The following is a 25569-nucleotide window of genomic DNA, read 5'->3' as shown; positions in this document are numbered from 1 at the left end:
AAAGAGTCAAGGCTCAAAAAAAAAGGCGCACCCAGTCTGGATGCGCCTTTCGTGGAAATCCAAAAGTCAGGATTACTTCGAGAACTTGTGACCCTTTTTGGTCAGTTCGTCCTTGGCCTGTTTGACCATGATCTGTGTGACGATCTGGGACCATTGCTGAATGCCACGGACAGATTCACCAATGATACGCGGCTGATACTGCGCGAATTTCTGACCGGTTTCAGTCTTGAAGAAAGCCAAAATCTCTTTCAGTTCGTCTTCCTTGAGATATTTTGCCCAGACAGTAGCAACAGCCTTGATCATGGAATCCTGATCGTTTTTGTATTTTTCCGACACGCGATCAACGGTTTCGACGATCTCGTCTTCGATATTCGGGTTCTCCCGGATCAGCCAGATCTTGGTGTTGCGGGTGATCAGCTTCAGCTGATCTTCGAAAGGCGGCAGCGTGTTGGTCTGCAGGATTACATCCTTGGCAGCCTGAAGATGGCTGTCAAGTTTGACTTCCGCTTTTGGGGTCTCTGCAGCGTCCTGTGCAGCAGCCGGCAGGATCGTTGCGGCACTCATCGCGGCGCCAACGAACAGGGCGGCAAGGGCAGATTTCTTCATGTCTCAGTCCTTTTGCAATTCTTTGTTACTTCATCCCGATCATCGGCCATGCTGTCTCAGACCTGAGGGTCCAGAATGGTAATGCCATTCGCGCCAGCAACAACTGCTTTGGTCGCGATGCCAACGAACAAGCCGGTTTCCACGACACCCGGGATAGCGCGCAGCGCCATGTCCAGTCCGTCTACATCCGAAATACGGCCAAATGTGGCATCAATGATAAAATGCTGACCATCGGTCACAAAATTCGAGCCGTCAGGCTTCTTGCGCTGAACCAGATCGCCCTTGAGGCCAAATCGGGCACAGACATTTTCGAGCGCGACCCTGGTCGCCCCAAGGCCAAACGGCATGACTTCAATCGGCAGCGGAAACTTGCCAAGGGCATCAACCACCTTGGTACCATCTGCAATGACAATCATGGAGCTGGAGGCCGAGGCAACTATTTTCTCGCGCAACAAGGCTCCGCCGCCGCCCTTGATCAAACGAAGCTGCGGATCGATTTCATCCGCACCATCGATTGTCAAATCCAGTTCGGGGGTTTCATCAAGCGTCGTAAGCGGAACCCCGACCTTGGTGCAAAGCTCGGCGGTGGCTTCGGAGGTCGGCACGCCAATAACCGACAGGCCGGCTGCGACCTTTTCACCCAGGAGTTCAATGAAATGAACTGCAGTTGATCCAGTGCCGATACCGAGTTTCATGCCATCGGTCACAAATTCAAGGGCAGTGGCTGCCGCCTGCCGTTTCAATTCTTCGCTCATCGTCTTTGCCGATTTTCCTGCCCGAAACGAAGGATACCCAATGCTCTTCTGTCCGGGTGCTAAAATTCTTGGTTCAGGCAGTTGGCCACCTCGCCAGCTGCGCTCAAGCTCATATCACGCCAACCATGGCAGATAAAGGGGCGTTTTGGCTTCTCCGGCACGACTGTCTGCTCTTTCGTTTGTCGCGCGCCGCTCAGCTCAATTGCCATTTGCCAGTTGATCCCGCTTTGTCCATAAGCTAGTTGATGGGCTATCCAGTCTTCAACTATTGTCGAACCGAGACCCTACCTTTTCTTCGGAGCCACTGAACATGACGAGCTACCCCTTCTCTTCCATCATCTTTGATCTTGACGGCACACTCGTCGACACGGCTCCAGATCTGACCGGCGCTCTCAACCATGTACTCGGGCTCAACAATCTCGATCCGGTTTCCGTGCAACAGGTCCGGGACATCGTTGGATATGGCGCGCGGATCACCATCGAGCGCGGCTTTTCGCATTATGGCATCAGACTCGATACGAGTGCCCTTGATGAGGCGCAAGACCAGTTTCTGGCGCATTATGCAGCCAACATCTGCAAGACGAGTACGCTTTATCCCGGCGTTCAGGATGTCATCAAGGAATTCGGCCATGCCGGCATCCGCATGGGTGTCTGCACGAACAAGACCGAGGTTCTGGCGGTTGACCTGCTCACGCAGCTTGGTGTTGCTCCCTCATTCGCGACGATTTGCGGGTCGGACACTGTGCCGAACAAGAAACCGCATCCCGATCACGTGCTGACTGCGCTCGACCGCATGAGCGGCGAACCATCCACCAGCATTCTGGTCGGTGACAGTCAGGCTGACGTACAATCCGGTCAGGCAGCGGGGCTGCCGGTCATTGCCATGACTTACGGCTACACCGCCATCCCAACGGAGGCGCTGGGAGCCGACGTCGTACTGGATTCCTTTGCCGACATTCCCAAGACACTGGAGGCTTGGGTCCGATAGCCCATATCTGCCGACGAGCGGCCCTTATGGTCAGCAATTCAAGGACTTAACAAGTTATTTCCATCCCACAGGCCTTTACACTTGAGCAAGCATAGCGGCAAGAATCCCCCCGAACAGGCCACTTTTCGTCCCTTCATCTGTTGGTTTGTGGGGCTATGTTCATCCTTTTGGATCATCGTCATTTGATCATTTCAGCTGCGATCAAGACAGAGGATGACAATGACTGGATGGGTTGGATCAAAAAAGGCCATAGTTTCGAGCGTACTCGCGATCGGGATTTTTGCTGCGCTCTGCGGATCCTCTCAAGCCTTTCCGATGCTCCGGGCACCCATGCTTCAGGCAGAGGTGCCAGCCGCTATTGTCCCTGATGCTGGCGTTGCACGACAAGAGCCAGCCAACCTCAGCCAGTCCGAAGACGGCGAGGTTGACGAGCGCAGCCCGGTCGTCATCCTGATCGGAGCACGTGAGCATCTGTTCGATGGGCAGTTTCTTTGCCGTTTGAGCGATATGCCATCGCTTCTGTCTCGTATTCTGTAAATCCACAGCAGCATTGTCGGCCATCAATATCCAACGTTGCTGCCTTCAGCTTTTGCGAATGCTGGCAAGCAATTCCTGTTTTGTGGTCAGGATGTGATCGGCAAGGCACGATCTGGCCGTCTCGGCATTTTTGGTGCGAGCCAGATCCACCAATCCCTGCAGCTCATTGTGGATGTTTTCGAGCGCTTCGGGCTTGGATGAAATCAGAAGTCGGATATAGCGATCAATATTCTGATGAATGCGCTGGACGATCTTCAAAGTCGCCTTCTTTCTCGCGGTTCTGTAAAGAAGCTCATGAAAGCGCCAGTTGTGCCCTCCCCAGCTCTGAAAATCCTTGGCGGCCTTCATGCTTTCAACCTCGGCTTCGGCTTCAATCAGGTCGGCCTCGGTCAAATGGTCGAGCGCGTGTTCGAACAGCCAGCTTTCGAGCATAATGCGCACATCGAACAATTCCTCAATCTCTTCGATTTCTAGGCGGGTGACGACAGCGCCCTTGTGTGAAACGAGCGTGATCAACCCTTCAGCCTCGAGCATTTGCATGGCCTCGCGCACCGGAATGCGGCTGACTCCGAGTTCGTTTGCGATGGCCTCCTGTTTAATCTGCTCGCCTTCCTTGAACTGACCCGAGAGTATGCGCTGGCGCAATTCGTCTGCAACAATGCTCGTGGTGGTCCGTCGCACGATCTGGGCCATATGGGAATCCTATCTTGTGTCTGGTCCAGAGGCTGCAAACCTTTGCACCTCGTTTTAAAATATAATATTCAATATTCGTTGGTGTGCAAATATGCATGACCAATATCAATTGGGCGAGACATTTTACCTCACCGCGGAAACAACAAAGGCTGCCGTTGGGGCAGCCTTTGCGGTTCAGATCATCAATGATCGGGTTTATTGCGGAGCGATCATCTTTTCGGGTCGGACCAGACGGTCATAGTCTTCTTCCGACACAAAGCCGAGTTTGACAGCTTCTTCCTTCAGCGTCGTGCCGTTCTTATGCGCCGTCTTGGCAATCTTGGTGGCGTTGTCATAGCCAATATGCGGAGCAAGAGCGGTAACAAGCATCAGGGAGCGCTCCATCAGCCCGCGAATATGGTCTTCATTGGCTTCGATCCCAACCACGCATTTGTCGGTAAAACTGTTTGCCGCGTCAGCAAGCAGGCGAATCGACTGCATGACATTATAGGCAATCACTGGTTTGAACACGTTGAGTTCGAAATGCCCCTGTGAGCCTGCAAGGGAAACCGCAGTGTTGTTGCCCATGACCTGAGTACAAACCATTGTCATGGCTTCGCACTGGGTGGGGTTGACCTTGCCGGGCATGATCGATGAGCCCGGCTCGTTCTCAGGCAGGGCGATCTCGCCAAGGCCGGAGCGCGGTCCAGACCCCAACAAACGGATATCACTGGCGATTTTGAAAAGGCTTGCTGCCACCGAGTTGAGGGTGCCGTGCGCCTCGACCATGGCATCGTGGGTGGCGAGCGCCTCGAACTTGTTGGGGGCACTGACAAATGGCAGTCCCGTGTAACTGGATACTTCATCAGCGAAGGCTTCGGCAAATCCGATCTTGGCGTTGATGCCCGTACCAACGGCCGTGCCGCCTTGTGCCAGAGCATAAAGAGCAGGTAGAGCTCCCCTCACCCGGCGAATGCTGTTCTCGACCATGGCCGAATAGCCGGAAAATTCCTGCCCCAGCGTCAGGGGCGTGGCATCCTGTAGATGCGTGCGTCCGATCTTGATGATGTCCTCAAAGCTCTTGGACTTGTCCGAGAGGGTGCCTCCGAGCTTTTCGAGCGCGGGAATGAGGCTCTTGTTGATCTCTTCAGCCGCCGCGATATGCATCGCCGTGGGGAACGTGTCATTTGAGGACTGGCTGCGGTTACAATGATCATTAGGGTGAACCGGCTCCTTGGACCCCAGCTCGCCACCGAGCATCTCGATAGATCGGTTGGAGATCACCTCGTTGCTGTTCATGTTGGATTGGGTGCCCGAGCCGGTCTGCCAGATCGACAACGGGAAATGGTCATTGAGCTTGCCGTCGGCAACTTCTTCCGCAGCGGCTATAATCGTCTTGCCGATGGCCTCGTCTATATTGTCGAGCTTGAGGTTGGCCGATGCGGCGGACCGCTTGATGATGCCAAGAGCCCGAATGACGGGTTTGGGCATGGTCTCCTCGCCGATGGGGAAGTTGATCAGGGAACGCGCGGTCTGGGCACCGTAATATTTGTCGGTCGGCACCTCGAGCGGTCCAAATGAGTCGGTTTCTATTCGCACGTCTGTCATGATCTTCCTTTCCTTGGATCAGGTCGCCTTGAGGAAATCGACTGGCATGATCCCTTCAACAGGAACTGCGGGCCGGTCACCATGTTGTTTCTCTTGAACTTAGGTCTTTGAAACGGCACTTTGAAGGCATATTTTGAGTTTTACATTCAAATTTATTTCACACTCCCGTTTCATCGCTGACTTGTCCTTGAGGCAGCGAGTGTTCCGGGCTCTCATATGGTCAATTCAAACGCGCATGTGAGGTTCCAAACGCGGTTGATTTATTTGTTTATTGGGGGAACTTTTGTACGCCGGTACGCGTTATAAACGACAAGAACCAAAACTTTAAGCGCTGTCCACTCTATACGGTCAGCGACAAAGGCAGACACGGAAAGCCACCTCATGACCACGTCTTCACCACTTGAAGTCAATAGAGACAACCTGATCATTCCCGCCCTGGGGCCATTCTATGAGAAGTTCGCTCAACCTTTGGCTTGGTCCGTCCTACGCATCGCGCTAGGTCTGGCCATGTGCTACGAAGGATACGACAAAATCCTCAACCCCATGGGCATGACAGGCTTTGTCGAGGGTCTAGGATTTACTCCGGGCTGGTTCTGGTCGCCTCTTCTGGCCGGCCTTGAGTTCTTTGGCGGCTTATTGCTCGCTTTTGGCCTTCTGACACGCCCTGTTGCACTGGCGCTCGGCACCATGTTGCTTGTGACGCTATACTACCACATAGCGAACCCTTACCCAGAAGTGATCCTGTCGCAGGCTGGAATTGATGCCCTCAATGCCAATCTTGACCTGTTCCACCCGGATGCAATTGGCAACCTGCAAGATGGCGGTCGTTCCATGATGGGAATGGTACAGCAAAAAGCAGTCACCAACTCGCTCTTCTGGTCGGGTGCAACGCTGCTCTATGCCGCCTTTGGCGGAGGGTATTTCTCGCTCGATCGCTTGATCAAGAAATACTTCTAAACCAGAACTCTCCTCCCAAAGCAAGAAAGCCGCCCTTGATCCCAAAGGCGGCTTTTTCTTTTGTCTTTTCCGGTTTGACTGACCACGCGCATCAGGTCAGTTGCAACGAGCCCTTTGCTCCCATCAGCATGGGGATCACTTCGGGGGCGGAGATCACCGTAAAGCGTGGATCGATCTCGTCTTCGCCTACACCATTATGAACCATGCAGGCCTTGCAAACGAGAATCTGGCCGCCCTCAGCAAGAAAGGCTTCCTGCATTTCCTTGGCAGGTTTGAAAGGTGCGCCGATGTCGATCGGATCAAGTGTGCCAGGTTTGGCGAGATGAACCGCATCGACCATCAGCATGATCGTCGCGGAATGCCCCTGATTGAGCGCTTCGACACCCATCGTGAAAGCGACGGTGATCTTGTTGGGATCGTCGATGTTGCTGAACAGGGTGCTGACATAGTCTGTCTGAGTTGCCATGAAAAACGCCTCTTGCCTACCAGGGAGAGCTACCGGGCACTGTGATGCCCGCTCTCACCTTCTGCGGCTTGTTGGATTTGGATATTGATCAATACGTTGATTACCATCCGGCTATAACAAGCCACGTCATTAGTTGCAATATTTTGAATATTAAAAAATGGAAATTTATATACCAGATTTTTCCAGACAAGTGGGTGTTGGTTCTGCTCATCTCGATGGTGGCTATCGCTTGGTTGCTTTGCCATAAGGCGCACTTGAAATTCCCATCAAATGATTGCACCAATTGTGGCGACCTTCTTCGCCTTGCCCGGTTGTGAACTTGTGCTCTTTGGGCCAACCAGATCAAAGACAGCTCGATACCACATCGATAGTTTGCAAGACGAAAGAGCGACCCGGACCATCCCCGAGCCCTTAACGGCTAGTCGCCTTCCCCTAACTGGCGAGATCTTTAAACAAGGACCGACAATGAGCTATCAGGCAAACAAACTTTTTCCCTTAGGAAAAGACGAAACCCCTTATCGGAAGCTGACATCAGATTACGTTTCCGTTGAGAGCTTCAAGGGCAAGGATGTTCTTGTGGTTCAGGAAGAAGCCCTGCGCATCCTGTCTGAACAGGCCTTCATCGACATCGCGCATCTGCTTCGCCCGGATCATCTGGCTCAGCTGACCAAAATCCTTGATGACGACGAAGCCACCAGCAACGACAAGTTTGTCGCGCTTGACCTGCTCAAAAATGCCTGCATCTCCTCTGCGGGCGTCCTTCCCATGTGTCAGGATACAGGCACCGGCATCGTCGTTGGCAAGAAAGGCACTCAGGTCTGGGTTGAAGGCACTGACGAAGGTGCGCTGAGCAAGGGCGTGTTTGATGCCTACGACAAGAAGAACCTGCGCTACAGCCAGTTGGCTCCGCTCTCCATGTTCGAAGAGAAGAACACCGCCAACAACCTGCCCGCCCAGATCGACATCTTCTCCGAAGGCGAGAACGAATATAAATTCCTGTTCATGGCCAAGGGCGGCGGCTCTGCCAACAAGACCTTCCTCTATCAGGGCACCCCTTCCCTTCTGACCAAGGATCGTCTGCTTGCCTTCCTTGAAGAGAAGATCAAGACGCTGGGGACCGCAGCCTGCCCGCCGTATCACCTTGCCATCACCGTTGGCGGCCTGTCGGCTGAGCAGAACCTGAAGACAACCAAGCTCGCCTCCGCCCATTATTATGATGAGCTGCCAACGTCTGGCGATGAGACTGCGCGTGCCTTCCGCGATCTGGAGCTGGAAAAAGAAATCCACGCGATGACCCAGTCCACGGGCATTGGCGCTCAGTTTGGCGGTAAATATTTCTGCCATGACGTGCGCGTTGTTCGCCTGCCACGCCACGGTGCGTCGCTGCCGATCTCCATCGGTGTCTCCTGCTCCGCCGACCGTCAGTGCAAGGGCAAGATCACCAAGGACGGGGTCTTCATCGAACAGCTTGAGGAAAATCCGGCACAGTATCTGCCAGAGATCGACGCTGAAGAGCTGGGCGGCAACGTCGTCAAGATCGACCTCAACCAGCCGATGGAAGAGCAGCTGAAAATTCTGACCCAGTATCCGGTCAAGACCCGCCTCAGCCTCACGGGGCCGCTCATCGTCGCTCGCGACCTGGCTCATGCCAAGATCCGTGCTCGTCTCGAAGCTGGCGAACCGATGCCGGAGTATCTGAAAAACCATCCGGTCTATTATGCAGGCCCTGCAAAGACCCCGGCCAACTATGCCTCTGGCTCCTTCGGTCCAACCACCGCTGGCCGCATGGATAGCTTCGTTGATCAGTTCCAGTCCTTCGGCGGCTCCATGGTGATGCTGGCCAAAGGCAACCGCTCCAAAGCCGTGACCAATGCCTGCGAAAAGCATGGCGGCTTCTACCTTGGCTCCATTGGCGGACCAGCTGCGCGTCTTGCCAAAGACTGCATCAAGAAGGTCGAATGCGTCGAGTATCCAGAGCTTGGCATGGAAGCTGTGTGGCGTATTGAGGTCGAAGACTTCCCCGCCTTCATCGTCGTCGATGACAAGGGCAACGACTTCTTCGCCGAACTCAATCTCGGCTAAAACACCTTCATTTCAGACCAAGTCATGACCTCCCCCAGAGGGGGAGGTTTGAGACGCTTCGCTTGAACCACTAGAAGTGGTTTTGTTAGGTTTCAATAATTAGGCTTGAACATATCGGCATAGTCAGATGCCTTGTCCTGCTTCTCCTGATTACGGATATAGCGTCTGACGACCTCCTCTTGATAGCCCGTTGTTGAGACAAAGTATCCACGTGCCCAAAAGTGATATCCCTTGTAACGACGTTTCCGGGCATATTTGTTTGCCACGTAAAGCGCCGTTTTTCCTTTCAAGAACCCCACTATATGGGCCACAGAATATTTGGGTGGGATCGAGATCAACATATGAACATGGTCAGGCATCAGATGCCCTTCCTCAATATGGCATCCTTTCTGGGATGCCACTTTGCTAAATTGATCTCGCAACTCAAGCCGCAAGTCTCCGTAGAGACGTTTGGTGCGGTACTTGGACCCGAAGACCACGTGATATTTGCAGTCCCAAGTGCTGTGTGATAGGTGATTTTTGTCCATAAAAACCTCCTCGCTTGCTTTCTTAAAACCACGCCAATGGTTCAAGTGAGGAGGTCTCTTACTGAAAATGTAGAACCTGTCCAGTCCTCCACCGGAGGTGGAGGTTTATTTCAGATAGAATAATGAAAAGCCCGGAGCGATCCGGGCTTTTTTGATTCTTTTCAGACTCTTGTGCGATGCCTTGCATCTGTCCCTCGAATGTCAGGGTTCTTCCGCGCGAGCAACTTCACAAATAGATTCAGGTTGCTCACACATTGATTCAAGCAGGCTATATCCGCACAACTTGATTCATCAAGTCAATATAAGCGCATGTTCTTATTGCACTATTCCCCAAAACCCCTCCTAACCCTGGTTTTTCTCGGTAATGGGCTGCGTTTGGTCTTCCTTGTAGGTTTTGATGTCGTGGAAAATTTCGTGAATATCCTTATTCAGCCACATAGCAATCGTTTGTTGGGCGTGAATAGGGGCAGGAGCTCTTCCTTCAAGCCAATCTTCCAGCACCCCATTCGTCTGGTTGAACAAATCTCTCAGGCGCTGCCAGTCGGCGGCGTCTTTCTCTGCGGCCAGCTTTGCAGCAGAGTTTTCCCCTTCGGCGATGGCCCAGCGCTGATGTGCGGTTTGGGAGTTTGAGCGAAAGACGCCCAGTCCAGCTTCCTGAATATTCTGGATCGCATTCTGAGCAAGAAGACCAGAAATAATCCCAAGAAAAGAGACAAAGAATGGACTTAGCGGAACGCCCTCGCTCATCTGCTGTCCTGCGACAACCAGCATTCCCGCTTTGACAAGAATGAAAATCGCGAAGGCTGCGAGGATCCCGAGAGTTGGGCGAAAGACATAATAGGCAGCCGTGACCCTTTGATCGTTGGAAAGATATTCTTGCGTCAGATGGATGAGACCACCCACGGCACCCATAATCATCACCAGTATTAGAGTCAGGATCTCCGAACGTGTCGTGGCTAGATTTTGGAAGGGACAGAAGGGCTGAATATCGCCTCTGGTCTTTCCAATACAAAAGCGATTTTCAAGTTCACCAAACTCCATAGACAGCATAAATATGCGCTGGACGAAATCCTTGTCTGCATTATCAATGTATTTCTTGATGTATTCGCGCGTCTCGAATTCCCGTTCAGTTTTCTTGTTCATCTGCTCTCTGGCTTGTATTTCACGCAATCCTTCAAGCTGCAACTCGATTTTCTTGTTTTCGTCATAGGACTTTACAAATGCATCGTGTAGTTCTGTGAGTGTTGCTGTATTTATTGCGTATTTACCAGCATTTTTTAGTGCGAAGTTATGTTTTGTACTCGGCAAAAGCCATGTTTCCTCATTTTGCTCTTTAAGCAAAATCTGCCCACGATCTCCGATGGATTTATTAATATAGGAAACTAGATCGCTTCTTTTTTTATTCGTTTCTATGCTTTTCGCGGTGTTGCTTTTGATGAGTTTGATGATCTTTTTATTAAGTTCGGTTTCGGTCGTACCAACGGATGACGTCGAGCCATCATATTGGTTTCTATAGAAATCAGAGGCCTTTTTTATCAGCCAGAACTGAACGGAATCGGATACTCCGGGAATATTGGCGACCTTGTGTTGGATTTGGTGGGTTGCCAGCGTCAGGACCGCCAGATAGATCGCCAGAGCGTAGAGCACGAACAAATAGGCGGCCGTTGCGCCGGACTTGAAACGATTGTTCCTGAAATTTTTGCAATCATAGTTTGCATGTTGAGAGATTTGGTCTGACCCCCATTCATGTCTGCACCATTGGGCCCTTGCTTGGGATCTTCGTGTTTTTGTCCGACTGCGCCTTCTGCCCCTTTGTCCGGCTTTTTCATCCTCGTAATTCCCCCTGTTGCTCCCCCGAGCGGGGCATTCTGCGTCAAGCGCAGCAATGCAAGCAAAAGAATTATACTCCCATAACTACACTTATGATTGTATATAATTGCGCAAGGATACCCTGCGACAGGGCACCACACGCTTTAGGAATGACAATAGATTTTGAACGAATTGTTTGGCCGGGCTTACCAGCGAACGCGCAGGGCGAGGTTGCCTGTGTGGTTGCGTTCGATGCTGTTGAAGGAAGCATAGTAGCTGGCAGACAGCGCAACACTGGGTGTCAGATTTGCAAGCACCGAGGCGTAAACGTTGGCGACATCAAGCGGCGGCTTGGATCCGACAAACTCATAGGAAGATCCCAGATCGGTCGAAATGCGGTTGGCATTGGACAATTCACCAAAGCGATGGCTCCAGAAGCCGCCTATGGTTGGCACGATGGTGATCTGGTCCCCAAGAATAACCGTTGACAGATTGGCCCCAAGACGGGTTTTGCCAGTCCGGGTGGTGTTCTTGTACGTCAAGATAGCCAGATCGCGATTGCCCTCTTCGATAACCTGATCCTGCATCAGCCAGTTGACATCCACACCCGCGAGCGGCTGGACGACAAAGCGGCCTGCGGTCAACCGAAACCCGGTCTCGAACGCAGCGCTGATGCGGCGGTTGGTATAGTGCGAACGCATGGAGCGAAACGTGCCGCTCCCGTCGATATCAATGCTACGACTGGTCTTTGTGCGCTCCGTGCCATAGGTCCCAAGGCCATCGAGATACCATTTTCCCAATTCCAAGGTTGCTGACACGCCGCCCGTTGCTGCTGTAATATCAATCTGATTGTTGTTCTCGTTGATGTCGACTGCGACATCCTGAATCGAACCGAGCACACCGAACCGGAAGAATTCATTGGAGTAGAGATCCGTTCCAGCCATGATGCCCATGGATTCAACCTTGACGCTTGCGACATCCGGCGTAGCGTTCTTTCGCCCGATGGTCCCGAGCAGTTTCACCCAGATCGCCTTTTCCAGTGAGGGGCGGCCGTCGTCGGCACGATCAGAAAAATCGGTTGCAAGAATTGAGGTGCCGTCATCATCAGACAAATCCGGCGCGTAGCTCAAGACCATGGCTCCTGATGTGATCGCACTGGAAGGCGTCAGCGTCAGGCTCCCTGAGCCATTCACCTTGCTGGCCGCGCTGGATGTGGATGCCGCCGACGCGCTGGAGGACTTACCATTGGCGACCACCTCGCCCACCTGTGTCTGATATTGCCAGAAGGACGTCGGAATATTCCGGCATTCATGTGGTCGGCTCGCAGTCGCATAGAGGAACTGGAAATAGTCCGTCAGATTGCACTCGTCATAGCATTTCTTGTCGTAGTTGGGATGGGTGGGGTCGGTGCTGCAACTGCTGACAGAATTGGCATTGGCAAAATCAGGCGAAGCAATCTGAACCACAAGGCAAAGAGAAAAGGCCAATGTGAGTTTGAGAAGTGTTTTCATTGCTTCAAGCTTTCACTGAGGCCATCGCTTTTGTCGGTCTTTTACAAAGGGACTGACACCAGCTGCCTGCATTCGCCCGTGCGCCCTTGCGGAATCATGTGTGTGATGTCCGCATTGCATTTGGTACATTGTTTTATCAGGGAATGCCCAAATTTCAACACTGACGCGCGTCGACTGTCGTTCGAATCAAGTAAATCGTAATTTAGAATGCCATCGACAACAAAACCAAAAGGCGTTCAATCACTTCAGTGCAACTTGAAATAAACCGATATCACTTCGTATTGAAACGTATACGAACGCGTTGCGCCATCCAAACAGCCAAGACATGCCAAAACTGTTGCTCAAAGACAACATGTCGCAATTTCGATGCATTGAAAACAAAAATGTGATCGAAGAATGACAAATATTTCTTGCTCTTGGTAACCATATTTAGAAAATTACAGGTCAAAATCCTTCGGAATTTCAGAATTGCCTCAGCGGGGGGACATTGTGTTCCACCACACAGCTCGGGCATAACCGTGGTTGTAGAATTCGGGATAAACTAATGCGGAAACTTTTGACTTTTGCTGCCAGCCTTGCATTGGGTGTGGCTGTCGCCCTCACCAGCGCTCAGGCTTCAAAATATTATGACGTCGCCACCAAGAGCTGGAAAGAATCGGGTCCTTATCGCGGACGCTCTCCGATCAAGCGCAAAACCGTCAGCTATGACGGCCCTCATTCCAAAGCCAGAGCAGGCACGATCGTCATCAACACCAAAGAACGCCGCCTCTATTACCTGCTGGGTAATGGCAAGGCCGTGAAATACGGCATCGGCGTTGGTCGTCCGGGCTTCCAGTGGACTGGCACCCATCGCGTCAGCCGCAAAGCGGAATGGCCGGGCTGGACCCCTCCGCCCGCCATGCGCAAGCGCGTGCCCGGCCTGCCGCACCATATGAAAGGCGGACCGAACAACCCGCTTGGCGCACGCGCGCTCTATATCGGCTCCACCATCTATCGTATTCACGGCTCCAATGAGCCTTGGTCCATCGGACAGGCCGTATCCTCCGGCTGCATTCGACTGGCCAACGAAGACGTGATTGATCTTTACGAACGCGCCAAAGTCGGTGCTCGGGTTCACGTTATTCAGGCGAACCAGAAGTAACCTTTTGGTCTTCGGTCAATAATGAAAAAGCCGGTCCTCATGGGCCGGCTTTTTTTCGTCTCAATCGACAGAGGGCTCTGTCAGCGTTTATCCGGCCGCGATCGTTGGATTTAGTCCCGTGAAAGCCCCTTGGTTTCCAAATCGTCGAGATAACCCTGCCAGATAGCTTCCATGTCTCTGCCGGATTTCAGAAAATAATCCCAGGTGAAATAGCCGCTATCGTGAAGATCGGTGAAGAACAGGCGAACAGCATAGTTTCCGATCGGATCGATCTTCATGATCTCCACATCCTTCTTGCTGGCTATGGTCTTCTTCTGGTCCGCACCATGGCCCTGCACTTCAGCGCTAGGGGAAGTGACGCGGAGGAATTCGGCGGCAAAGTCATAGGTTTCGTCGTTGTCGAAGGTGACGGACAGGGTTTTCTTGTCCTGTTTTAGTCTGATTTCCGTCGGCCATGGAGCAGTCATCACAATATCCCATCAAGGTTGATCGGTTGGGCAGTCTAGCGTGCAAACTGAGCATCAATTTGACAGGCTTGCACGGTGTTGAGCGCGTCTGTCACTCACTGACACCTAGACGTGTGATGGCAAAAGGTCAAATTCCAGACCCTGATGCGTAGTATTGACGAGCCATGCCCCTGCTGCTGCATCGAATCTGTTGGCAGCACAGAAAAGTGAGTGGTCCTCCTGATCATGGTGCCTATAATCGCCCCTTCAGAAAGACAAGGAAGACAGAAGGAAATAAGCATGCAATTTGAAGCCGAGACGCAAGGCACCCCTACGTTGATTGATCCCTTTGGTCGCCAGATCGACTATGTCAGGGTGTCCGTCACGGACCGGTGCGATTTTCGCTGCTTCTACTGCATGGCAGAGAATATGCATTTTCTGCCCAAAAAGGACATTCTCAGCCTTGAAGAGCTGGATCGGCTTTGCTCCGCCTTTGTTGATCAGGGTGTTCGCCGTTTGCGTCTGACTGGTGGCGAGCCTTTGGTGCGCAAGGGCATCCTGACGCTGATATCGTCCCTTTCCCGACACTTGGACAGCGGTGCTCTTGATGAGTTGACCTTGACCACGAATGGATCACAACTCAAACGCATGGCGCCGGAGCTGGCTGCCATGGGTGTCAAGCGCATCAATCTCTCGCTCGACAGTCTGCGGGAAGATCGTTTTCATTCCATCACCCGTTGGGGCAAATTCGGGTCCGTCATGGAGGGGATCGAGGCAGCACTCGCCGCCGGAATCAAATTGAAGCTCAACATGGTGGCGCTCAAAGGCGTCAATGATGACGAGTTTGACGACATGATCCGGTTCTGTCATGCCCGCGGAATGGACCTGACGATCATCGAAACCATGCCGCTCGGCGAAATTGACCATGATCGCCTCGATCTTTATCTGCCCCTTGATCAGGTCAAACAGCAGCTCGCGCAAAGCTGGACGCTTTCTCCTTCCCGCCACAAGACCGGTGGCCCTGCCACCTATATGCAGATTGCAGAGACAGGTGGGCGGATCGGCTTCATCACGCCCCTGACGCACAATTTCTGTGAAAGCTGCAATCGGGTGCGGATCACTTGTACCGGAACGCTCTACATGTGCCTTGGACAGGAAGATGCGGTGGATTTGCGCGCGCCATTGCGGGCCTCTGAAAGCAACGATCTGTTGGTTCAGGAAATCCGTGGTGCCATCGCCAGAAAGCCCCTCGGGCACGACTTTGTCATTGACAGAGAGAACAATCGTCCGTCTATTGGCAGGCATATGTCTGTAACCGGCGGGTGAGATAAGGCTTTCTCCCGTGCCCCGTACAATCAGCCGGTCTTCCTAATTTCAAGGTCAATCGAATGACAACTGCTCCGCAAGGATCGGAATCCGGGCGCACGACCACCAATCACCCTCGCATCGACAAGGGCAACATCTACGGCATCGTCATGATGCAGATGACGATGTTCTGCTTTGTTACTAATGACACTCTGTCCAAGTTTGGGGGATCGGACCTGCCGCCGGGACAGGTGATCTTCATTCGTGGATTCATTGCCGTTCTTGTGATTTTGCTTATTCTGGCTTTCACGGGTGCCTGGCGCAGGTTTCGGGACGCGAAGAACCCGATCGTTCTACTCAGGGCTTTTGCAGAGGCAATCAGCGGGATCCTGTTCATGATCGCGCTGCAAAGGCTGCCCTTGCCCAACGTATCTGCGCTTCTTCTGACCATTCCGCTGGTTACAACTGCCTCGGCAGCGATCTTTCTGGGTGAAACGGTCGGCATCCGGCGCTGGACCTCAGTCCTTGTCGGCATGCTCGGTGTGCTTGCCATCGTCCGACCGGGACTTGAGGGCTTCAACTTCTATTCCCTGTTCGTGCTGGGTGCTGTCGCGGCTGCTTCGACGCGCGATCTGATTGCGCGCAAGATCCCCAGCGGCTCTTCCCTTTGGGTCGTAACGATGACGACCATGACCTTTTCCTGTCTGGCTGGTGCCGTTCTGGGGACGAGCGAAGGTTGGGTGCCTGTGGGGACTTCCCCCTTGATTGTTCTTTCAGCAGCGGCGATCTTCCTCACCCTTGGTCAGTTTCTCGTGGTCATCGCCATGACCCACGGAGAAGTCTCTGTGGTTTCGTCCTTCCGATATATTTCGATGCCGATATCGCTGTTCTATGGCTATATGATCTGGGGCCACATTCCCGATGCGCTCACATGGCTCGGTATCATTCTCATCCTGTCAGCTGGTATTTATACCATGTACCGCGAACGTCAGATTCAAAAGATCAAGCGGCGGGAGCAAGAAATACTGGCATCCCACGGACCGGTCTGATAGCGATAGGCAACCATGGCGACACTCCACCGCAGGGACTCTGCGCATTGATTTGATGCATGTCTCGCTGGATTGTTGCCGTCTGCCTCATTCCGCGCGACCGCCCGGTTGCACCCTGGAGACACCAAATGACCACCGCAGTTGACCGCCCGCCAGCCCCGTCCGGCGCGCTCAGTCCTTCTCTTGCGATTCTGGTTGCCGTGACGGCGATCAACCCGCTCGCGCTCAACATCTATGTCCCCTCGATGCCCAGCGTGCAGGATACGTTCGCGGCGCCGGCCTCGATTGTCCAGTTGACCCTTTCGCTTGGCTTGGTCGGCACGGCCCTCATTCAGATTGTCGTGGGTCCGATGTCGGATCAGTTCGGGCGGCGCCCGGTGCTTCTCACCGGCCTTGTCTTTGCGCTCATAGCCTCGGTTTACTGCGCTGTAGCGGGCAGTATAGAGGGGCTGATTATCGGACGGATCATCCAGATCGCAGGCGGGGCGGCAGGGCTTGTGTTGGGACGCGCCATTGTGCGCGACCTGCACGAACCGAAAGACGCGGCAAGCATGCTGGGCTATGTCACGATGGGCATGGCGATGGCACCAATGGTTGCTCCGACGATCGGCGGTATGCTTGATGACTTCTTCAACTGGCGCGCCGGTTTCGTCTTCTCTTCTGTCATCACCGCGATTGTGCTCGTTGCCAGTTGGTACACCTTGCCTGAGACAAACGTGAACCGTGGGTCTGCCAGCTCGTTGGGGGCCTTTGGCCGCGACGTTCGCGAACTGGTCACAATGCGGACGTTCTGGATCTACACCATGACCATCTCGTTCGTCGGTGCCACCTTCTTTGCCTTTGTGGGCGGTGCACCCTATGTCGGGGATCACATTTTCGGCCTGTCGAAAACCCAGTACGGTCTGTTCTTCATGCTGGTTGCGATCGGCTATGCTGTTGGGAACTACATTTCGGGCCGCTTCGCTTCTCGCGCGGGGCTTTTTCGCATGATTCTGCTGGGCAGCCTGCTCACAGCCATTTTTTGCTTCGCGATTGTTCTGCTCAGCCTGATTGGCATCGAGAACGCGCCCATGCTCTTTGGCGCCATGTTCTTTGTCGGCTTAGGCAATGGGCTGGTGTTTCCCAGCTGTATTGCAGGGGTGGTCAGCGTCAACCCTCGCCTTGCGGGCAGTGCGTCGGGCCTGTCGGGTTGCATCATGATGGGCATTAACGCGGCCTTCAGCTATTTTGTCGCGTTTCTGCTCAGCGACAGCCTGTTGCCCATGGCCTTGTTGATGACGGCTTCGGCGGTTGTCGCGGTAGGCTTTTCGCTGCTTGTGCCGCGCTCAGTCGATTAAACTGGCGCGACACAGAAACGACTTTACTCAATAACGATCTTTGGCGCTGCTTTGACCGCGCCCTCGAGTGATTGCGCGACTGTCGTTGCGATGGCGCGATAGATCGTGCCGAACTCGCCCTCGGGTTCGATGGCGACAATCGGTTGACCATCGTCTGAGCGTTCTCTGATCTCCATGTGCAACGGGATTTCACCCAAAAATGGCACGTCGATATCGCTGGCCGTTGCGTGCGCGCCACCGTGGCCGAAAATGTCATGCTTGGAGCCGCAATCCGGGCAGAGGAAGTAGCTCATGTTCTCGACAAGGCCGAGGATGGGAATGCTCACCTTGCGGAACATCGCGATGCCCTTGCGCGCATCAATGAGCGCCAGATCCTGCGGTGTCGAAATGATGACCGCGCCCGACAAAGGCACCTGCTGGGCCATGGTGAGTTGAATGTCTCCGGTCCCCGGTGGCATGTCGACGACAAGAACATCGAGCTCCCCTTCCATATCCCATGCGACATCTCGCAACATCTGGGTGAGCGCCGAGACCACCATCGGACCACGCCAGACCATGGGGGTGTCTTCCTCGACAAGAAGGCCTATGGACATGGCCACAAGACCATGAGCCTTGAGCGGCTTGAGGATCCGCGTGCCGGGATAGGTTTCGGGCTTTTCGGTGATACCGAGAAGGCGCGGAATGGACGGACCATAGATATCCGCATCAAGGATGCCGACCTTGAGGCCGTTGGCCTGCATGGCCAGCGCCAGATTGACGGCTGTGGTCGACTTGCCGACGCCGCCCTTGGCCGAGTAGACGGCAACGATGTCCTTCACACCCTTGACTTCGAGTTTGGCAGGACCGCCGCCTTGCTGTGGTCGCGCAGGGCGCTGCGCAGCAGCCGACGGTGCCGGTTTAGCCGCACCGGTACTAGAGCCGGGCGCCCGTTCTGCCGTGAGGGCCACCATGACCTTTTCAACCCCATCCAGAGACTTGACCAGATCCTCGGCCTGTTTGCGCACAGGTTCCATGTCATCGGCCTTTTCGGCCGCCACGGATAGGGAGAACATGACCGACCCGTCCTTGATGAAAATATCCGACACCATGCCAGCCGAGACGATATCGCCCTGACTGCCGGGCAAGGTGATGGTCTGAAGTTGTTGCTGAATGACTTCTTTGGTTAGGGGCTTGCTCACTTTGCGATCACTCTTGCTGTTCCAGAACACGGGGGGCTGACCTCACTTTGTGGTGTGGACGATCCGGCGGTTATCCGGAGATGATGGTGACATTTTCGGCTATTCGCGCGCGAAGCTGCAGCCAGGCCTTGAAAAACCGGTTTCTATCTTTCATAGCTGGAACTTTCCGGGCCCCGCGTCAAGGGGTTGGGACGGATTTGTGTCCTCCACCAAGGCCCGCACAGTTCCCTTCGAAAGGCTACCATGAAACCAAGTCCTGAAGACCTCCAACGACTGGATTCTCTCGCCGTTGATTACGCGGCACGGCTGATGGAGGGCGAGACCCCTGAAGGTGCGTCCAATCGCTGGGCGCACAGAACGCTCGGGGTTGTCCTGGCTGGCGGGCAATCACGCCGCATGAACGGTATCGACAAGCCACTCCTCGAAATTGCCGGTGAAACCCTGTTGTCTCGCGTGGTCAGTCGCCTCTCCCCGCAAGTCGGCGGGATCGTGATCAGCGGCAACGATGATCTCTCACGCTTTGGAACCGCACACCCCGTTCTCGCGGATGGCATATCCGGTCATTTGGGTCCACTGGCGGGAATTCTGGCCGCGATGCGCTGGGCCGAGGTCAACGCCGCTCATGTCCTCTGGGTCATCAGCACTGCGGCAGACACACCCTTTTTCCCGCACGACCTGGTGGACCGGCTGATCATGGCCATGGGAGGCCCCGGCCCTGCGATCACTCTGGCCCAATCCGGCGATCAGATCCATCCCACATTTGCACTCTGGCCGGTGGCTCTGGCCGATGACATAGAGCGCTATTTGAATGCGGGCGACCGTAAACTGCGGGCTTTTGCCGCTCAGCACATCAACAGCTGTGCAGTGTTTCAGGGCATGATGATTGACGGCTTGGAGATCGATCCCTTCTTCAACCTCAACAGCCCCGATGATATCGAAGTTGCCGAAGCCATTGCAGCCGGACTTGCCGAGCAAAGCGCGTAGACAGACTGTATCAAGAACACAAACAAGATAGAAAAGCCAAACACGTTATGGACAAATCCTTTCAAGATTTTCGCTGGTATGGACATCGGGTCTTCGGCGTAACGGGCTGGAAGAACTCCGGCAAGACGACACTCGCCACCCGCCTCATTGCCGAGCTAACAGCGCGCGGCTATCGCATTTCCTCGGTTAAGCATGCGCACCACAATTGCGACATCGACAAGGAAGGCACCGACAGCTATCGGCATCGTGAGGCCGGTTCGGGCGAAGTGGCGTTGGTCGCGGCAGGCAAGCGCTGGGCGATCATGCATGAAGCGCGCGATGATGAAGAGACGAGCCTAGGTGAGATTCTACCTCGCCTTGCCCCTTGTGATCTGGTTCTTGTTGAAGGCTACAAGACAGAGCCTTTTCCAAAGATTGAAGTGCGGCGTGCTGACGCCAAGCACACCACCCCCATTGCGCCTGACGACAACAGGATCGTCGCTGTTGCCAGTGACCAGCCCGAATTGCTTGAGGATGCTGCGGGGCTCGATTGCTTCCAGATCGATGATGTAAAAGGCATGGCTGACATGATTGTCGAACAGATGGGCCTCGAGGTGGCGCGCGCCGATGGCGCGCATTAACGTGCCTTTGCGTGAGCAATCAGCCCCCTTCGTGGTCAGCTTTGCTGGCATGAAACTGGATCGATTGGTCTAGGGCAATTCACTGCAAATTCTTTGCAGGTACCACTTGAACCTGCCTAATTGCTAAGCAAAGCGGGCAGGTTCAAGTGAGCTGAGGCGACGCCGCCGCAATCACATCAATCACTTTTCCCAAGAATACCGCATATGGTTTCACATAGCTTTGCCTAAACGCGCTTTTCTTTCAGAGAAGGCTAGATTTTAGGCGAAATTGATTGCTATTCTCAAATATGCGGGATTGTCTGTTGTCAAAAGACTTAAAATAATGGGATTATGCCTTCACGCGGCTTAACACCGCCAAATCCAGAGAAACCTAAAACAGGTCTTGATATTGTAGAGCGGTCTTCGGAAATGGGTTCCGTGATTGGCTCGCCACGCAATATGTTAAAGGGAAAATCGCATGCGTCTCCTGAAAAAACTCGCGCTCACTGCTGCTGCTGTCATGATGGTAGCCGGTGGCGCTCAAGCTGCTGACAAAATCCTCATTGGGACCGAGGGTGCCTACCCTCCGTTCAACGAACTGACATCCGACGGTAAACTGGTCGGCTTCGATATCGATATGGCCAATGCGCTGTGCGAAGAAATGAAAGCCGAATGTGAATTCGTTATTCAGGATTGGGATGGCATGATCCCGGGCCTGATCGCCGGCAAATTTGACGCCGTGATCGCGTCCATGTCCATCACCCCGGATCGCTTGAAGAAAGTTGACTTCTCCAAGAAGTATTACAACACCCCGGGCGGTCTTGCTGTTCTCAAGGACTCCGACATCACGAGTGCTGATCCTGCTGCGCTTGAAGGCAAAATTATCGGTGCACAGTCTTCCACCACCCATTCCAACTTCGCCGAACAGAAATTGCCGGGCATCGAGCTGAAACTCTATCCGACCACCGACGAATATAAACTCGATCTGGAATCCGGTCGTCTTGACGGTGTTGTTGACGATATCGTGCTGCTGTCCGATTGGGTGAATTCCGATACTGGCACCTGCTGCAAAGTGGTCGGGTCTTTCCCGATCGTGCCGGAAATTCATGGCGAAGGCGCAGGCATCGCTGTTCGCAAGGGCGAAACCGAGCTGGCTGACAAATTTTCCGATGCCATCGCCGCCATCCGCGAAAACGGCAAATACAAGGAAATCAACGACAAATACTTCACATTCGACGTTTACGGCGAATAAGACAGTTTGTTGAAGACAGTGCCCGGCGGTATCACCCGCCGGGCTTTTTACAGGTACGCAGTATTGATGACAGACTATCTCACCTTGTTGTCCTATGGACCAGATGGTTGGGGCGACGAAATTGTTTCGGGTGTTCTTGTCACGGTGTTCTTGGGGCTTGCAACCCTGCCAATCGGCTTGGTGCTGGGGTTTTTCCTTGCTCTGGGTATCAATGCCAAAGAAAAGACCGTACAGGCCAGTGCCAAGATCTTCACAACGATATTCCGGGGCCTGCCTGAACTGCTCACCTTGTTCATCGTCTACTATGGCGGTCAGATCCTCATAAATCTCCTGTTCCAGAAGGTCTTCGGGATCCACGTCGAAGTGAATTCGTTTGTCGCTGGCATGATCGCCCTATCCTTCGTCTTTGCCTCCTATTCGAGTGAGGTCTTCCTGTCAGCCTTCAAGGGGATCAATCAGGGACAATATGAAGGGGCCTTTGCGTTGGGGTTATCCTGGCCCAAGACCATGCGGCTTATAATCATACCTCAGTTGATCAAACTGGCCCTTCCCGGCCTTTCCAACCTGTGGCTGATCATGCTCAAGGAAACATCGCTTGTCTCGGTCATTGGTCTTGCCGATACCATGCGTCAGACCGGTCTTGCGGCGCGGAATACCAAAGAAGCCTTTCTGTTCTTCTCCATTGCCTGCCTGATCTATCTAGCGCTCACCTTCCTGTCTTCGGTCGGCCTTGAGCGCATCGAAAAGCGGGTACGGCGCGGTGAGGTGCGGTCATGAACACCGAACCCTATATCTCTAGTGGCCTGATCGAGGCGCGGCGCGCTCCGGACGCCATCCGAGGCAAGCTCCTGACAAAAAGCCGGGTTTCCGGACTCTTCATGCTCGCTGCATGGGGTGCCTTCTTCATTGGCATCGTCTGGTTTCTTTACAGCTCCTATGACGCCGACTACATGGCGCGTTACGCGCCCAAGTATGTGGCCGGTTTTTGGACCACGCTCCAACTCGTCTTTTTATCACTCGTGCTTGGCGGCCTTATTTCCTTGCCCATCGCCTTTGGGCGTATGTCGTCAAACCTGCTGCTCAACCGACTATCGTTCGCCTATATTTACTTCTTCCGTGGCACGCCGCTGCTAGCGCAGCTTTTTCTGCTCTATTACGGCTTTGGGCAGTTTCGACCCTTCTGGCAAGACCTTCATCTGTGGTGGCTGTTCCGTGACAGCTGGTCCATCGCGCTGCTGTCGTTCACCCTGAACACCGCTGCCTATCAGGCAGAGATCCTCAGGGGCGCGATCATGAACGTGCCGCGTGGCCAGATCGAGGGGGCCAAGAGCCTTGGTCTTCCCAAACTGGTGACCTTTTTCAAGGTGATCCTGCCGCAGGCTCTGATTGTTGCGCTGCGTCCCTATGGCAACGAGATCATTCTCATGGTCAAGGGCTCTGCCGTGGTATCCATCATCTCGGTTTATGATCTGATGGGTGAGACACGCCGCGCCTTCTCCCAGACCTATGACTTTCAGGCCTATATCTACGCGGCGATCTTCTATCTGCTGTTTGTCGAGATCATGCGGCGGTTGTGGGATATTATGGAAGACCGTCTGACGCGCCATTTGCGGCGGGACGGCTAGGGTCGAAACTTTCCCAGCAAGGGGCACTCCCCCGCGTTGCCGCAGGGTGTGGCATACACCCCAACTGGCACCGTCCCGGCGCTGATATCCCTGTTCTGATCTTTTAAACCAGCTTGTTGGCGATCAGGGAGTTGCCCATCGCTTCTGTCATTTCGCGCAAGGGGATCAGGTCTCGTCCAAGCATCGATTTCGCCAATGATGCGTCAAGATGATGCCACTCACCAATACGGTCGCGCACCGAGCGCGTCTGGGCATCGAACATCGACATCAGACTGACGAGCAAGGCCGGGACAGTGCGGGTCGGCAAAGCCTTGGCGTAGGCGGGAAACAGCTCAGCCAGCAGTTTGGCAACGTCGGCCATCAGAACCGGGTTTCCTGCCGCAAGGATGCGCTGGCCTTTCGCCTCTTCCTGTTGCAGGGCCAGAACATGCAGTCGGGCCGCATCACGCACATCGACACAGTTGAAGCTGATTTTCGGGGATCCGGGGAAACCGCCCTTCATCATTTTCTGGATGACGGCACCCGACGTGCCCGGATCTTCGTCGAGCATTGGCCCCAGAATCAAACCGGGATTGACGACCGACAAATCCTGTTCCCGTCCAGCGGCTTGCATGAGCTGCCAAGCTGTGCGCTCTGCGAGCGTCTTGGACCGGAAATAGGGAACCATATCCGGCGCATCCGGGTTGGACCAATCCTCGGGGCCATACGATTTGACTTTGCCTTCTTTGCCATGCCCATAGCAGACAGAGGCCATTGACGACGTCAAAACGATATGCTTCACACCGCTCGCAAGAGCTGCTTCCAGCGCCCGTCTCGTTCCGTTCACCGCAGGCTTGATGACCTCGTTTTCCGGGTCCTTCGGAATGTAGGTTATGAAGGGAGAAGCTGCGTGAATAAGATAGTCCACGCCTGTCATGGCAACGGACCAATTTGCATCTTTCATCAGGTCGAGTTCAACAAACGTGAGCGCCTGATCATCCACACCAGCGGTTTTCATCGTCTGGCGCACATGATCAGCCTTGCTCAGGGAGCGAAGAGAACCGCACACCCGGTATCCCTCTTCAAGCAATTGTGCCACGATATGACCCCCCAGAAACCCCGATGCCCCCGTGACCAAGACCTGTGTGTCCGTTTTGTCCATAATTCTATTCCCCCTCGTAATATTCTAAACACTTGCCCAAAATCGTTGCCAATCAACCAGAATTTCGCTGCGAACCGGAGATCGACATTCTGACACTTTACATATATAATGTCATATTGTCACTTCAAGATTTTCCCGAACCATTTGTCTGCTTGATTTGGCCAAGAACAATGGACTAGAAGTCGACCATGACCAATACCCGATCAGATATCCTTGGTGCTGCCAAACAGTGCTTTCTGCTCTATGGCTTTCGCCGCAGCTCGATGGACGATATCGCGCAGACTGCGGGCATCTCCCGTTCGGCGATCTATCAGTATTTTTCCAACAAGGAAGACATCTTCTCGCATCTGCTTGATGTCGTGATCGAAGAAGCGTTTGACGCCGCCGAGCTAGCGCGATCTGAGACGAATAACCCTCATGAGGCCCTTGCATGCTATCTGGTCGGCTACATGCTCTACTACTATGATCTTGTCATGACCGGACCGCATTCAGATGAGCTGTTCGAGCAGAACCGGTCTCTGGGCGTTGAAAAATCTCAAGCCGCCCGTCTGCGGCTGGCCATACGGCTCAACAGCCTGATGGGCCGAGACCAGGAGGACGAAATGGGTACGGTGCTTGTCCGCTCAGCGGAAGGCATCAAAATGTTAGTAAAAAGCAAAGAGGAATTGGAGCGCCAGCTTCGTTGTCTGGTCAATCTCTTTATTTGACCGTTTGGCCCAGCCTTGGGTTTTTATTCGGACCGAGCACTTGGTCATGTGTGTGATCGAGAACAGACGACGCGCCCTTCTCCCAACTGTATCCGCAGATTATTCTCAAGCTCTCGACCTTGAACCGATCAGGCTGACGGTTCGATGTGATATCTTGCCCCATAACGACAGCCGGTTGCTTCAATCAGCGTCATAGGGTCATTTTGCCCTGCTAACTCCTCGCCAAACACATTTTATCAGTGACATTTCTGGCTCACCTTGCTAGGTCAGACACCCGAGACCCATCC

The 25569-nt window shown here is 53.8% G+C and carries 27 protein-coding genes; 14 read left to right on the top strand and 13 right to left on the bottom strand.

The window, feature by feature from the left end:
* Positions 1-72 precede the first annotated feature (72 nt).
* Genes CPH65_RS16530 through CPH65_RS23980 form a run of 3 tightly spaced genes read right to left on the bottom strand, consistent with a single transcriptional unit; the run spans position 73 to position 1570 of the window.
* A complete protein-coding gene (locus CPH65_RS16530) occupies positions 73-606 on the bottom strand; it encodes a DUF2059 domain-containing protein (protein WP_096174886.1) in 534 nt (177 codons plus the stop codon).
* 56 nt (positions 607-662) lie between these two features.
* On the bottom strand, positions 663-1361 hold the full coding sequence (gene rpiA, locus CPH65_RS16525; RefSeq protein WP_096174885.1) for a ribose-5-phosphate isomerase RpiA: 699 nt from the start codon (positions 1359-1361) through the stop codon (positions 663-665).
* Positions 1362-1420: 59 nt separating this feature from the next.
* Positions 1421-1570 carry a hypothetical protein gene (locus tag CPH65_RS23980; RefSeq protein ID WP_157747750.1) on the bottom strand — a complete coding sequence of 50 codons (150 nt, stop codon included), beginning with the start codon at positions 1568-1570 and terminating at the stop codon, positions 1421-1423.
* A 101-nt stretch (positions 1571-1671) separates the two neighbouring features.
* On the opposite strand from CPH65_RS23980, the gene gph reads away from it, so the two are divergent.
* Positions 1672-2349, top strand: a complete 678-nt coding sequence (gene gph, locus CPH65_RS16520) for a phosphoglycolate phosphatase (RefSeq protein ID WP_096174884.1) — start codon at positions 1672-1674, stop codon at positions 2347-2349.
* A gap of 219 nt (positions 2350-2568) precedes the next feature.
* Entirely contained in the window at positions 2569-2886 is a 318-nt protein-coding gene (locus CPH65_RS16515; RefSeq protein WP_157747749.1) for a hypothetical protein, read from the top strand.
* Between the two features lie 45 nt (positions 2887-2931).
* Here the strand turns inward: CPH65_RS16515 and CPH65_RS16510 are convergent, their stop codons facing one another.
* Together CPH65_RS16510 and fumC are read right to left on the bottom strand one after the other, a co-directional pair.
* Positions 2932-3579 (bottom strand): GntR family transcriptional regulator, encoded by a 648-nt coding sequence (locus tag CPH65_RS16510; RefSeq protein ID WP_096174882.1) that lies wholly within the window; start codon positions 3577-3579, stop codon positions 2932-2934.
* Between the two features lie 195 nt (positions 3580-3774).
* Positions 3775-5166, bottom strand: coding sequence for a class II fumarate hydratase (gene fumC, locus CPH65_RS16505; protein WP_096174881.1), 1392 nt, complete (start codon positions 5164-5166; stop codon positions 3775-3777).
* A 381-nt stretch (positions 5167-5547) separates the two neighbouring features.
* Here fumC and CPH65_RS16500 point away from each other — a divergent pair, with 381 nt between their 5' ends.
* The gene (locus CPH65_RS16500) at positions 5548-6123 is read left to right on the top strand and encodes a DoxX family protein (RefSeq protein WP_096174880.1); all 576 of its coding nucleotides are present in this window, start codon (positions 5548-5550) and stop codon (positions 6121-6123) included.
* 91 nt (positions 6124-6214) lie between these two features.
* On the opposite strand, the gene CPH65_RS16495 is transcribed toward CPH65_RS16500, so the two are convergent.
* Together CPH65_RS16495 and CPH65_RS23975 are read right to left on the bottom strand one after the other, a co-directional pair.
* Complete coding sequence (locus CPH65_RS16495; RefSeq protein ID WP_096174879.1) at positions 6215-6589, bottom strand: DsrE family protein; 375 nt, start codon at positions 6587-6589, stop codon at positions 6215-6217.
* A 29-nt stretch (positions 6590-6618) separates the two neighbouring features.
* On the bottom strand, positions 6619-6834 hold the full coding sequence (locus CPH65_RS23975) for a hypothetical protein (protein WP_157747748.1): 216 nt from the start codon (positions 6832-6834) through the stop codon (positions 6619-6621).
* 220 nt (positions 6835-7054) lie between these two features.
* Here CPH65_RS23975 and CPH65_RS16485 point away from each other — a divergent pair, with 220 nt between their 5' ends.
* Positions 7055-8671, top strand: coding sequence for a fumarate hydratase (locus CPH65_RS16485; RefSeq protein WP_096174877.1), 1617 nt, complete (start codon positions 7055-7057; stop codon positions 8669-8671).
* 92 nt (positions 8672-8763) lie between these two features.
* Here the strand turns inward: CPH65_RS16485 and tnpA are convergent, their stop codons facing one another.
* The 3 genes from tnpA to CPH65_RS16470 form a co-directional block, all read right to left on the bottom strand.
* A complete protein-coding gene (tnpA, locus tag CPH65_RS16480) occupies positions 8764-9198 on the bottom strand; it encodes an IS200/IS605 family transposase (RefSeq protein WP_096175682.1) in 435 nt (144 codons plus the stop codon).
* Positions 9199-9540: 342 nt separating this feature from the next.
* Entirely contained in the window at positions 9541-10845 is a 1305-nt protein-coding gene (locus CPH65_RS16475; protein ID WP_157747747.1) for a hypothetical protein, read from the bottom strand.
* A gap of 368 nt (positions 10846-11213) precedes the next feature.
* Positions 11214-12518 carry an autotransporter outer membrane beta-barrel domain-containing protein gene (locus tag CPH65_RS16470; protein WP_096174875.1) on the bottom strand — a complete coding sequence of 435 codons (1305 nt, stop codon included), beginning with the start codon at positions 12516-12518 and terminating at the stop codon, positions 11214-11216.
* A 544-nt stretch (positions 12519-13062) separates the two neighbouring features.
* Between CPH65_RS16470 and CPH65_RS16465 the strand changes: the two genes are divergently transcribed.
* Positions 13063-13659: a L,D-transpeptidase gene (locus tag CPH65_RS16465; protein ID WP_096174874.1), complete on the top strand. Its 597-nt coding sequence runs from the start codon at positions 13063-13065 to the stop codon at positions 13657-13659.
* Between the two features lie 110 nt (positions 13660-13769).
* On the opposite strand, the gene CPH65_RS16460 is transcribed toward CPH65_RS16465, so the two are convergent.
* Positions 13770-14126 (bottom strand): gamma-butyrobetaine hydroxylase-like domain-containing protein, encoded by a 357-nt coding sequence (locus CPH65_RS16460; RefSeq protein WP_096174873.1) that lies wholly within the window; start codon positions 14124-14126, stop codon positions 13770-13772.
* Between the two features lie 279 nt (positions 14127-14405).
* Between CPH65_RS16460 and moaA the strand changes: the two genes are divergently transcribed.
* From moaA to CPH65_RS16445, 3 genes are all read left to right on the top strand, one after another.
* Complete coding sequence (gene moaA, locus CPH65_RS16455) at positions 14406-15431, top strand: GTP 3',8-cyclase MoaA (protein ID WP_096174872.1); 1026 nt, start codon at positions 14406-14408, stop codon at positions 15429-15431.
* A 62-nt stretch (positions 15432-15493) separates the two neighbouring features.
* Positions 15494-16459: a DMT family transporter gene (locus CPH65_RS16450; protein ID WP_096174871.1), complete on the top strand. Its 966-nt coding sequence runs from the start codon at positions 15494-15496 to the stop codon at positions 16457-16459.
* 128 nt (positions 16460-16587) lie between these two features.
* Positions 16588-17796: a multidrug effflux MFS transporter gene (locus CPH65_RS16445; protein ID WP_157747746.1), complete on the top strand. Its 1209-nt coding sequence runs from the start codon at positions 16588-16590 to the stop codon at positions 17794-17796.
* Between the two features lie 23 nt (positions 17797-17819).
* On the opposite strand, the gene apbC is transcribed toward CPH65_RS16445, so the two are convergent.
* Positions 17820-18974 (bottom strand): iron-sulfur cluster carrier protein ApbC, encoded by a 1155-nt coding sequence (gene apbC, locus CPH65_RS16440; protein WP_244574432.1) that lies wholly within the window; start codon positions 18972-18974, stop codon positions 17820-17822.
* A gap of 243 nt (positions 18975-19217) precedes the next feature.
* Here apbC and mobA point away from each other — a divergent pair, with 243 nt between their 5' ends.
* The 5 genes from mobA (at position 19218) to CPH65_RS16415 (ending at position 23434) form a co-directional block, all read left to right on the top strand.
* Complete coding sequence (gene mobA, locus CPH65_RS16435) at positions 19218-19958, top strand: molybdenum cofactor guanylyltransferase MobA (RefSeq protein ID WP_244574431.1); 741 nt, start codon at positions 19218-19220, stop codon at positions 19956-19958.
* A gap of 47 nt (positions 19959-20005) precedes the next feature.
* Positions 20006-20578, top strand: coding sequence for a molybdopterin-guanine dinucleotide biosynthesis protein B (gene mobB / locus CPH65_RS16430; protein WP_096174869.1), 573 nt, complete (start codon positions 20006-20008; stop codon positions 20576-20578).
* A 457-nt stretch (positions 20579-21035) separates the two neighbouring features.
* Positions 21036-21809 carry an ABC transporter substrate-binding protein gene (locus tag CPH65_RS16425; protein WP_096174868.1) on the top strand — a complete coding sequence of 258 codons (774 nt, stop codon included), beginning with the start codon at positions 21036-21038 and terminating at the stop codon, positions 21807-21809.
* A 66-nt stretch (positions 21810-21875) separates the two neighbouring features.
* The gene (locus CPH65_RS16420; RefSeq protein WP_096174867.1) at positions 21876-22586 is read left to right on the top strand and encodes an ABC transporter permease; all 711 of its coding nucleotides are present in this window, start codon (positions 21876-21878) and stop codon (positions 22584-22586) included.
* Positions 22583-23434, top strand: a complete 852-nt coding sequence (locus CPH65_RS16415; RefSeq protein WP_172891538.1) for an ABC transporter permease — start codon at positions 22583-22585, stop codon at positions 23432-23434. Before CPH65_RS16420 ends, CPH65_RS16415 begins: the two co-directional genes overlap by 4 nt.
* Positions 23435-23537: 103 nt before the next feature.
* Here the strand turns inward: CPH65_RS16415 and CPH65_RS16410 are convergent, their stop codons facing one another.
* Positions 23538-24575 carry an aldehyde reductase gene (locus CPH65_RS16410; RefSeq protein WP_096174866.1) on the bottom strand — a complete coding sequence of 346 codons (1038 nt, stop codon included), beginning with the start codon at positions 24573-24575 and terminating at the stop codon, positions 23538-23540.
* Between the two features lie 188 nt (positions 24576-24763).
* Here CPH65_RS16410 and CPH65_RS16405 point away from each other — a divergent pair, with 188 nt between their 5' ends.
* Positions 24764-25282, top strand: coding sequence for a TetR/AcrR family transcriptional regulator (locus CPH65_RS16405; RefSeq protein WP_096174865.1), 519 nt, complete (start codon positions 24764-24766; stop codon positions 25280-25282).
* Positions 25283-25569 lie beyond the last annotated feature (287 nt).

The organism is Cohaesibacter sp. ES.047 (assembly GCF_900215505.1).
Lineage (GTDB): Bacteria > Pseudomonadota > Alphaproteobacteria > Rhizobiales > Cohaesibacteraceae > Cohaesibacter.
The sequence above is the reverse complement of the archived record's forward strand: the minus strand, read 5'-3'. Positions and strand labels throughout refer to the sequence as shown.

Bases quoted from the DNA above. Each gene is read 5' to 3' on its own strand.
- CPH65_RS16530 (WP_096174886.1), bottom strand. From the start codon at position 606: ATGAAGAAATCTGCCCTTGCCGCCCTGTTCGTTGGCGCCGCGATGAGT.
- rpiA (WP_096174885.1), bottom strand. From the start codon at position 1,361: ATGAGCGAAGAATTGAAACGGCAGGCGGCAGCCACTGCCCTTGAATTT.
- CPH65_RS23980 (WP_157747750.1), bottom strand. From the start codon at position 1,570: ATGGCAATTGAGCTGAGCGGCGCGCGACAAACGAAAGAGCAGACAGTC.
- gph (WP_096174884.1), top strand. From the start codon at position 1,672: ATGACGAGCTACCCCTTCTCTTCCATCATCTTTGATCTTGACGGCACA.
- CPH65_RS16515 (WP_157747749.1), top strand. From the start codon at position 2,569: ATGACTGGATGGGTTGGATCAAAAAAGGCCATAGTTTCGAGCGTACTC.
- CPH65_RS16510 (WP_096174882.1), bottom strand. From the start codon at position 3,579: ATGGCCCAGATCGTGCGACGGACCACCACGAGCATTGTTGCAGACGAA.
- fumC (WP_096174881.1), bottom strand. From the start codon at position 5,166: ATGACAGACGTGCGAATAGAAACCGACTCATTTGGACCGCTCGAGGTG.
- CPH65_RS16500 (WP_096174880.1), top strand. From the start codon at position 5,548: ATGACCACGTCTTCACCACTTGAAGTCAATAGAGACAACCTGATCATT.
- CPH65_RS16495 (WP_096174879.1), bottom strand. From the start codon at position 6,589: ATGGCAACTCAGACAGACTATGTCAGCACCCTGTTCAGCAACATCGAC.
- CPH65_RS23975 (WP_157747748.1), bottom strand. From the start codon at position 6,834: ATGGCAAAGCAACCAAGCGATAGCCACCATCGAGATGAGCAGAACCAA.
- CPH65_RS16485 (WP_096174877.1), top strand. From the start codon at position 7,055: ATGAGCTATCAGGCAAACAAACTTTTTCCCTTAGGAAAAGACGAAACC.
- tnpA (WP_096175682.1), bottom strand. From the start codon at position 9,198: ATGGACAAAAATCACCTATCACACAGCACTTGGGACTGCAAATATCAC.
- CPH65_RS16470 (WP_096174875.1), bottom strand. From the start codon at position 12,518: ATGAAAACACTTCTCAAACTCACATTGGCCTTTTCTCTTTGCCTTGTG.
- CPH65_RS16465 (WP_096174874.1), top strand. From the start codon at position 13,063: ATGCGGAAACTTTTGACTTTTGCTGCCAGCCTTGCATTGGGTGTGGCT.
- CPH65_RS16460 (WP_096174873.1), bottom strand. From the start codon at position 14,126: ATGACTGCTCCATGGCCGACGGAAATCAGACTAAAACAGGACAAGAAA.
- moaA (WP_096174872.1), top strand. From the start codon at position 14,406: ATGCAATTTGAAGCCGAGACGCAAGGCACCCCTACGTTGATTGATCCC.
- CPH65_RS16450 (WP_096174871.1), top strand. From the start codon at position 15,494: ATGACAACTGCTCCGCAAGGATCGGAATCCGGGCGCACGACCACCAAT.
- CPH65_RS16445 (WP_157747746.1), top strand. From the start codon at position 16,588: ATGACCACCGCAGTTGACCGCCCGCCAGCCCCGTCCGGCGCGCTCAGT.
- mobA (WP_244574431.1), top strand. From the start codon at position 19,218: ATGAAACCAAGTCCTGAAGACCTCCAACGACTGGATTCTCTCGCCGTT.
- mobB (WP_096174869.1), top strand. From the start codon at position 20,006: ATGGACAAATCCTTTCAAGATTTTCGCTGGTATGGACATCGGGTCTTC.
- CPH65_RS16425 (WP_096174868.1), top strand. From the start codon at position 21,036: ATGCGTCTCCTGAAAAAACTCGCGCTCACTGCTGCTGCTGTCATGATG.
- CPH65_RS16420 (WP_096174867.1), top strand. From the start codon at position 21,876: ATGACAGACTATCTCACCTTGTTGTCCTATGGACCAGATGGTTGGGGC.
- CPH65_RS16415 (WP_172891538.1), top strand. From the start codon at position 22,583: ATGAACACCGAACCCTATATCTCTAGTGGCCTGATCGAGGCGCGGCGC.
- CPH65_RS16410 (WP_096174866.1), bottom strand. From the start codon at position 24,575: ATGGACAAAACGGACACACAGGTCTTGGTCACGGGGGCATCGGGGTTT.
- CPH65_RS16405 (WP_096174865.1), top strand. From the start codon at position 24,764: ATGACCAATACCCGATCAGATATCCTTGGTGCTGCCAAACAGTGCTTT.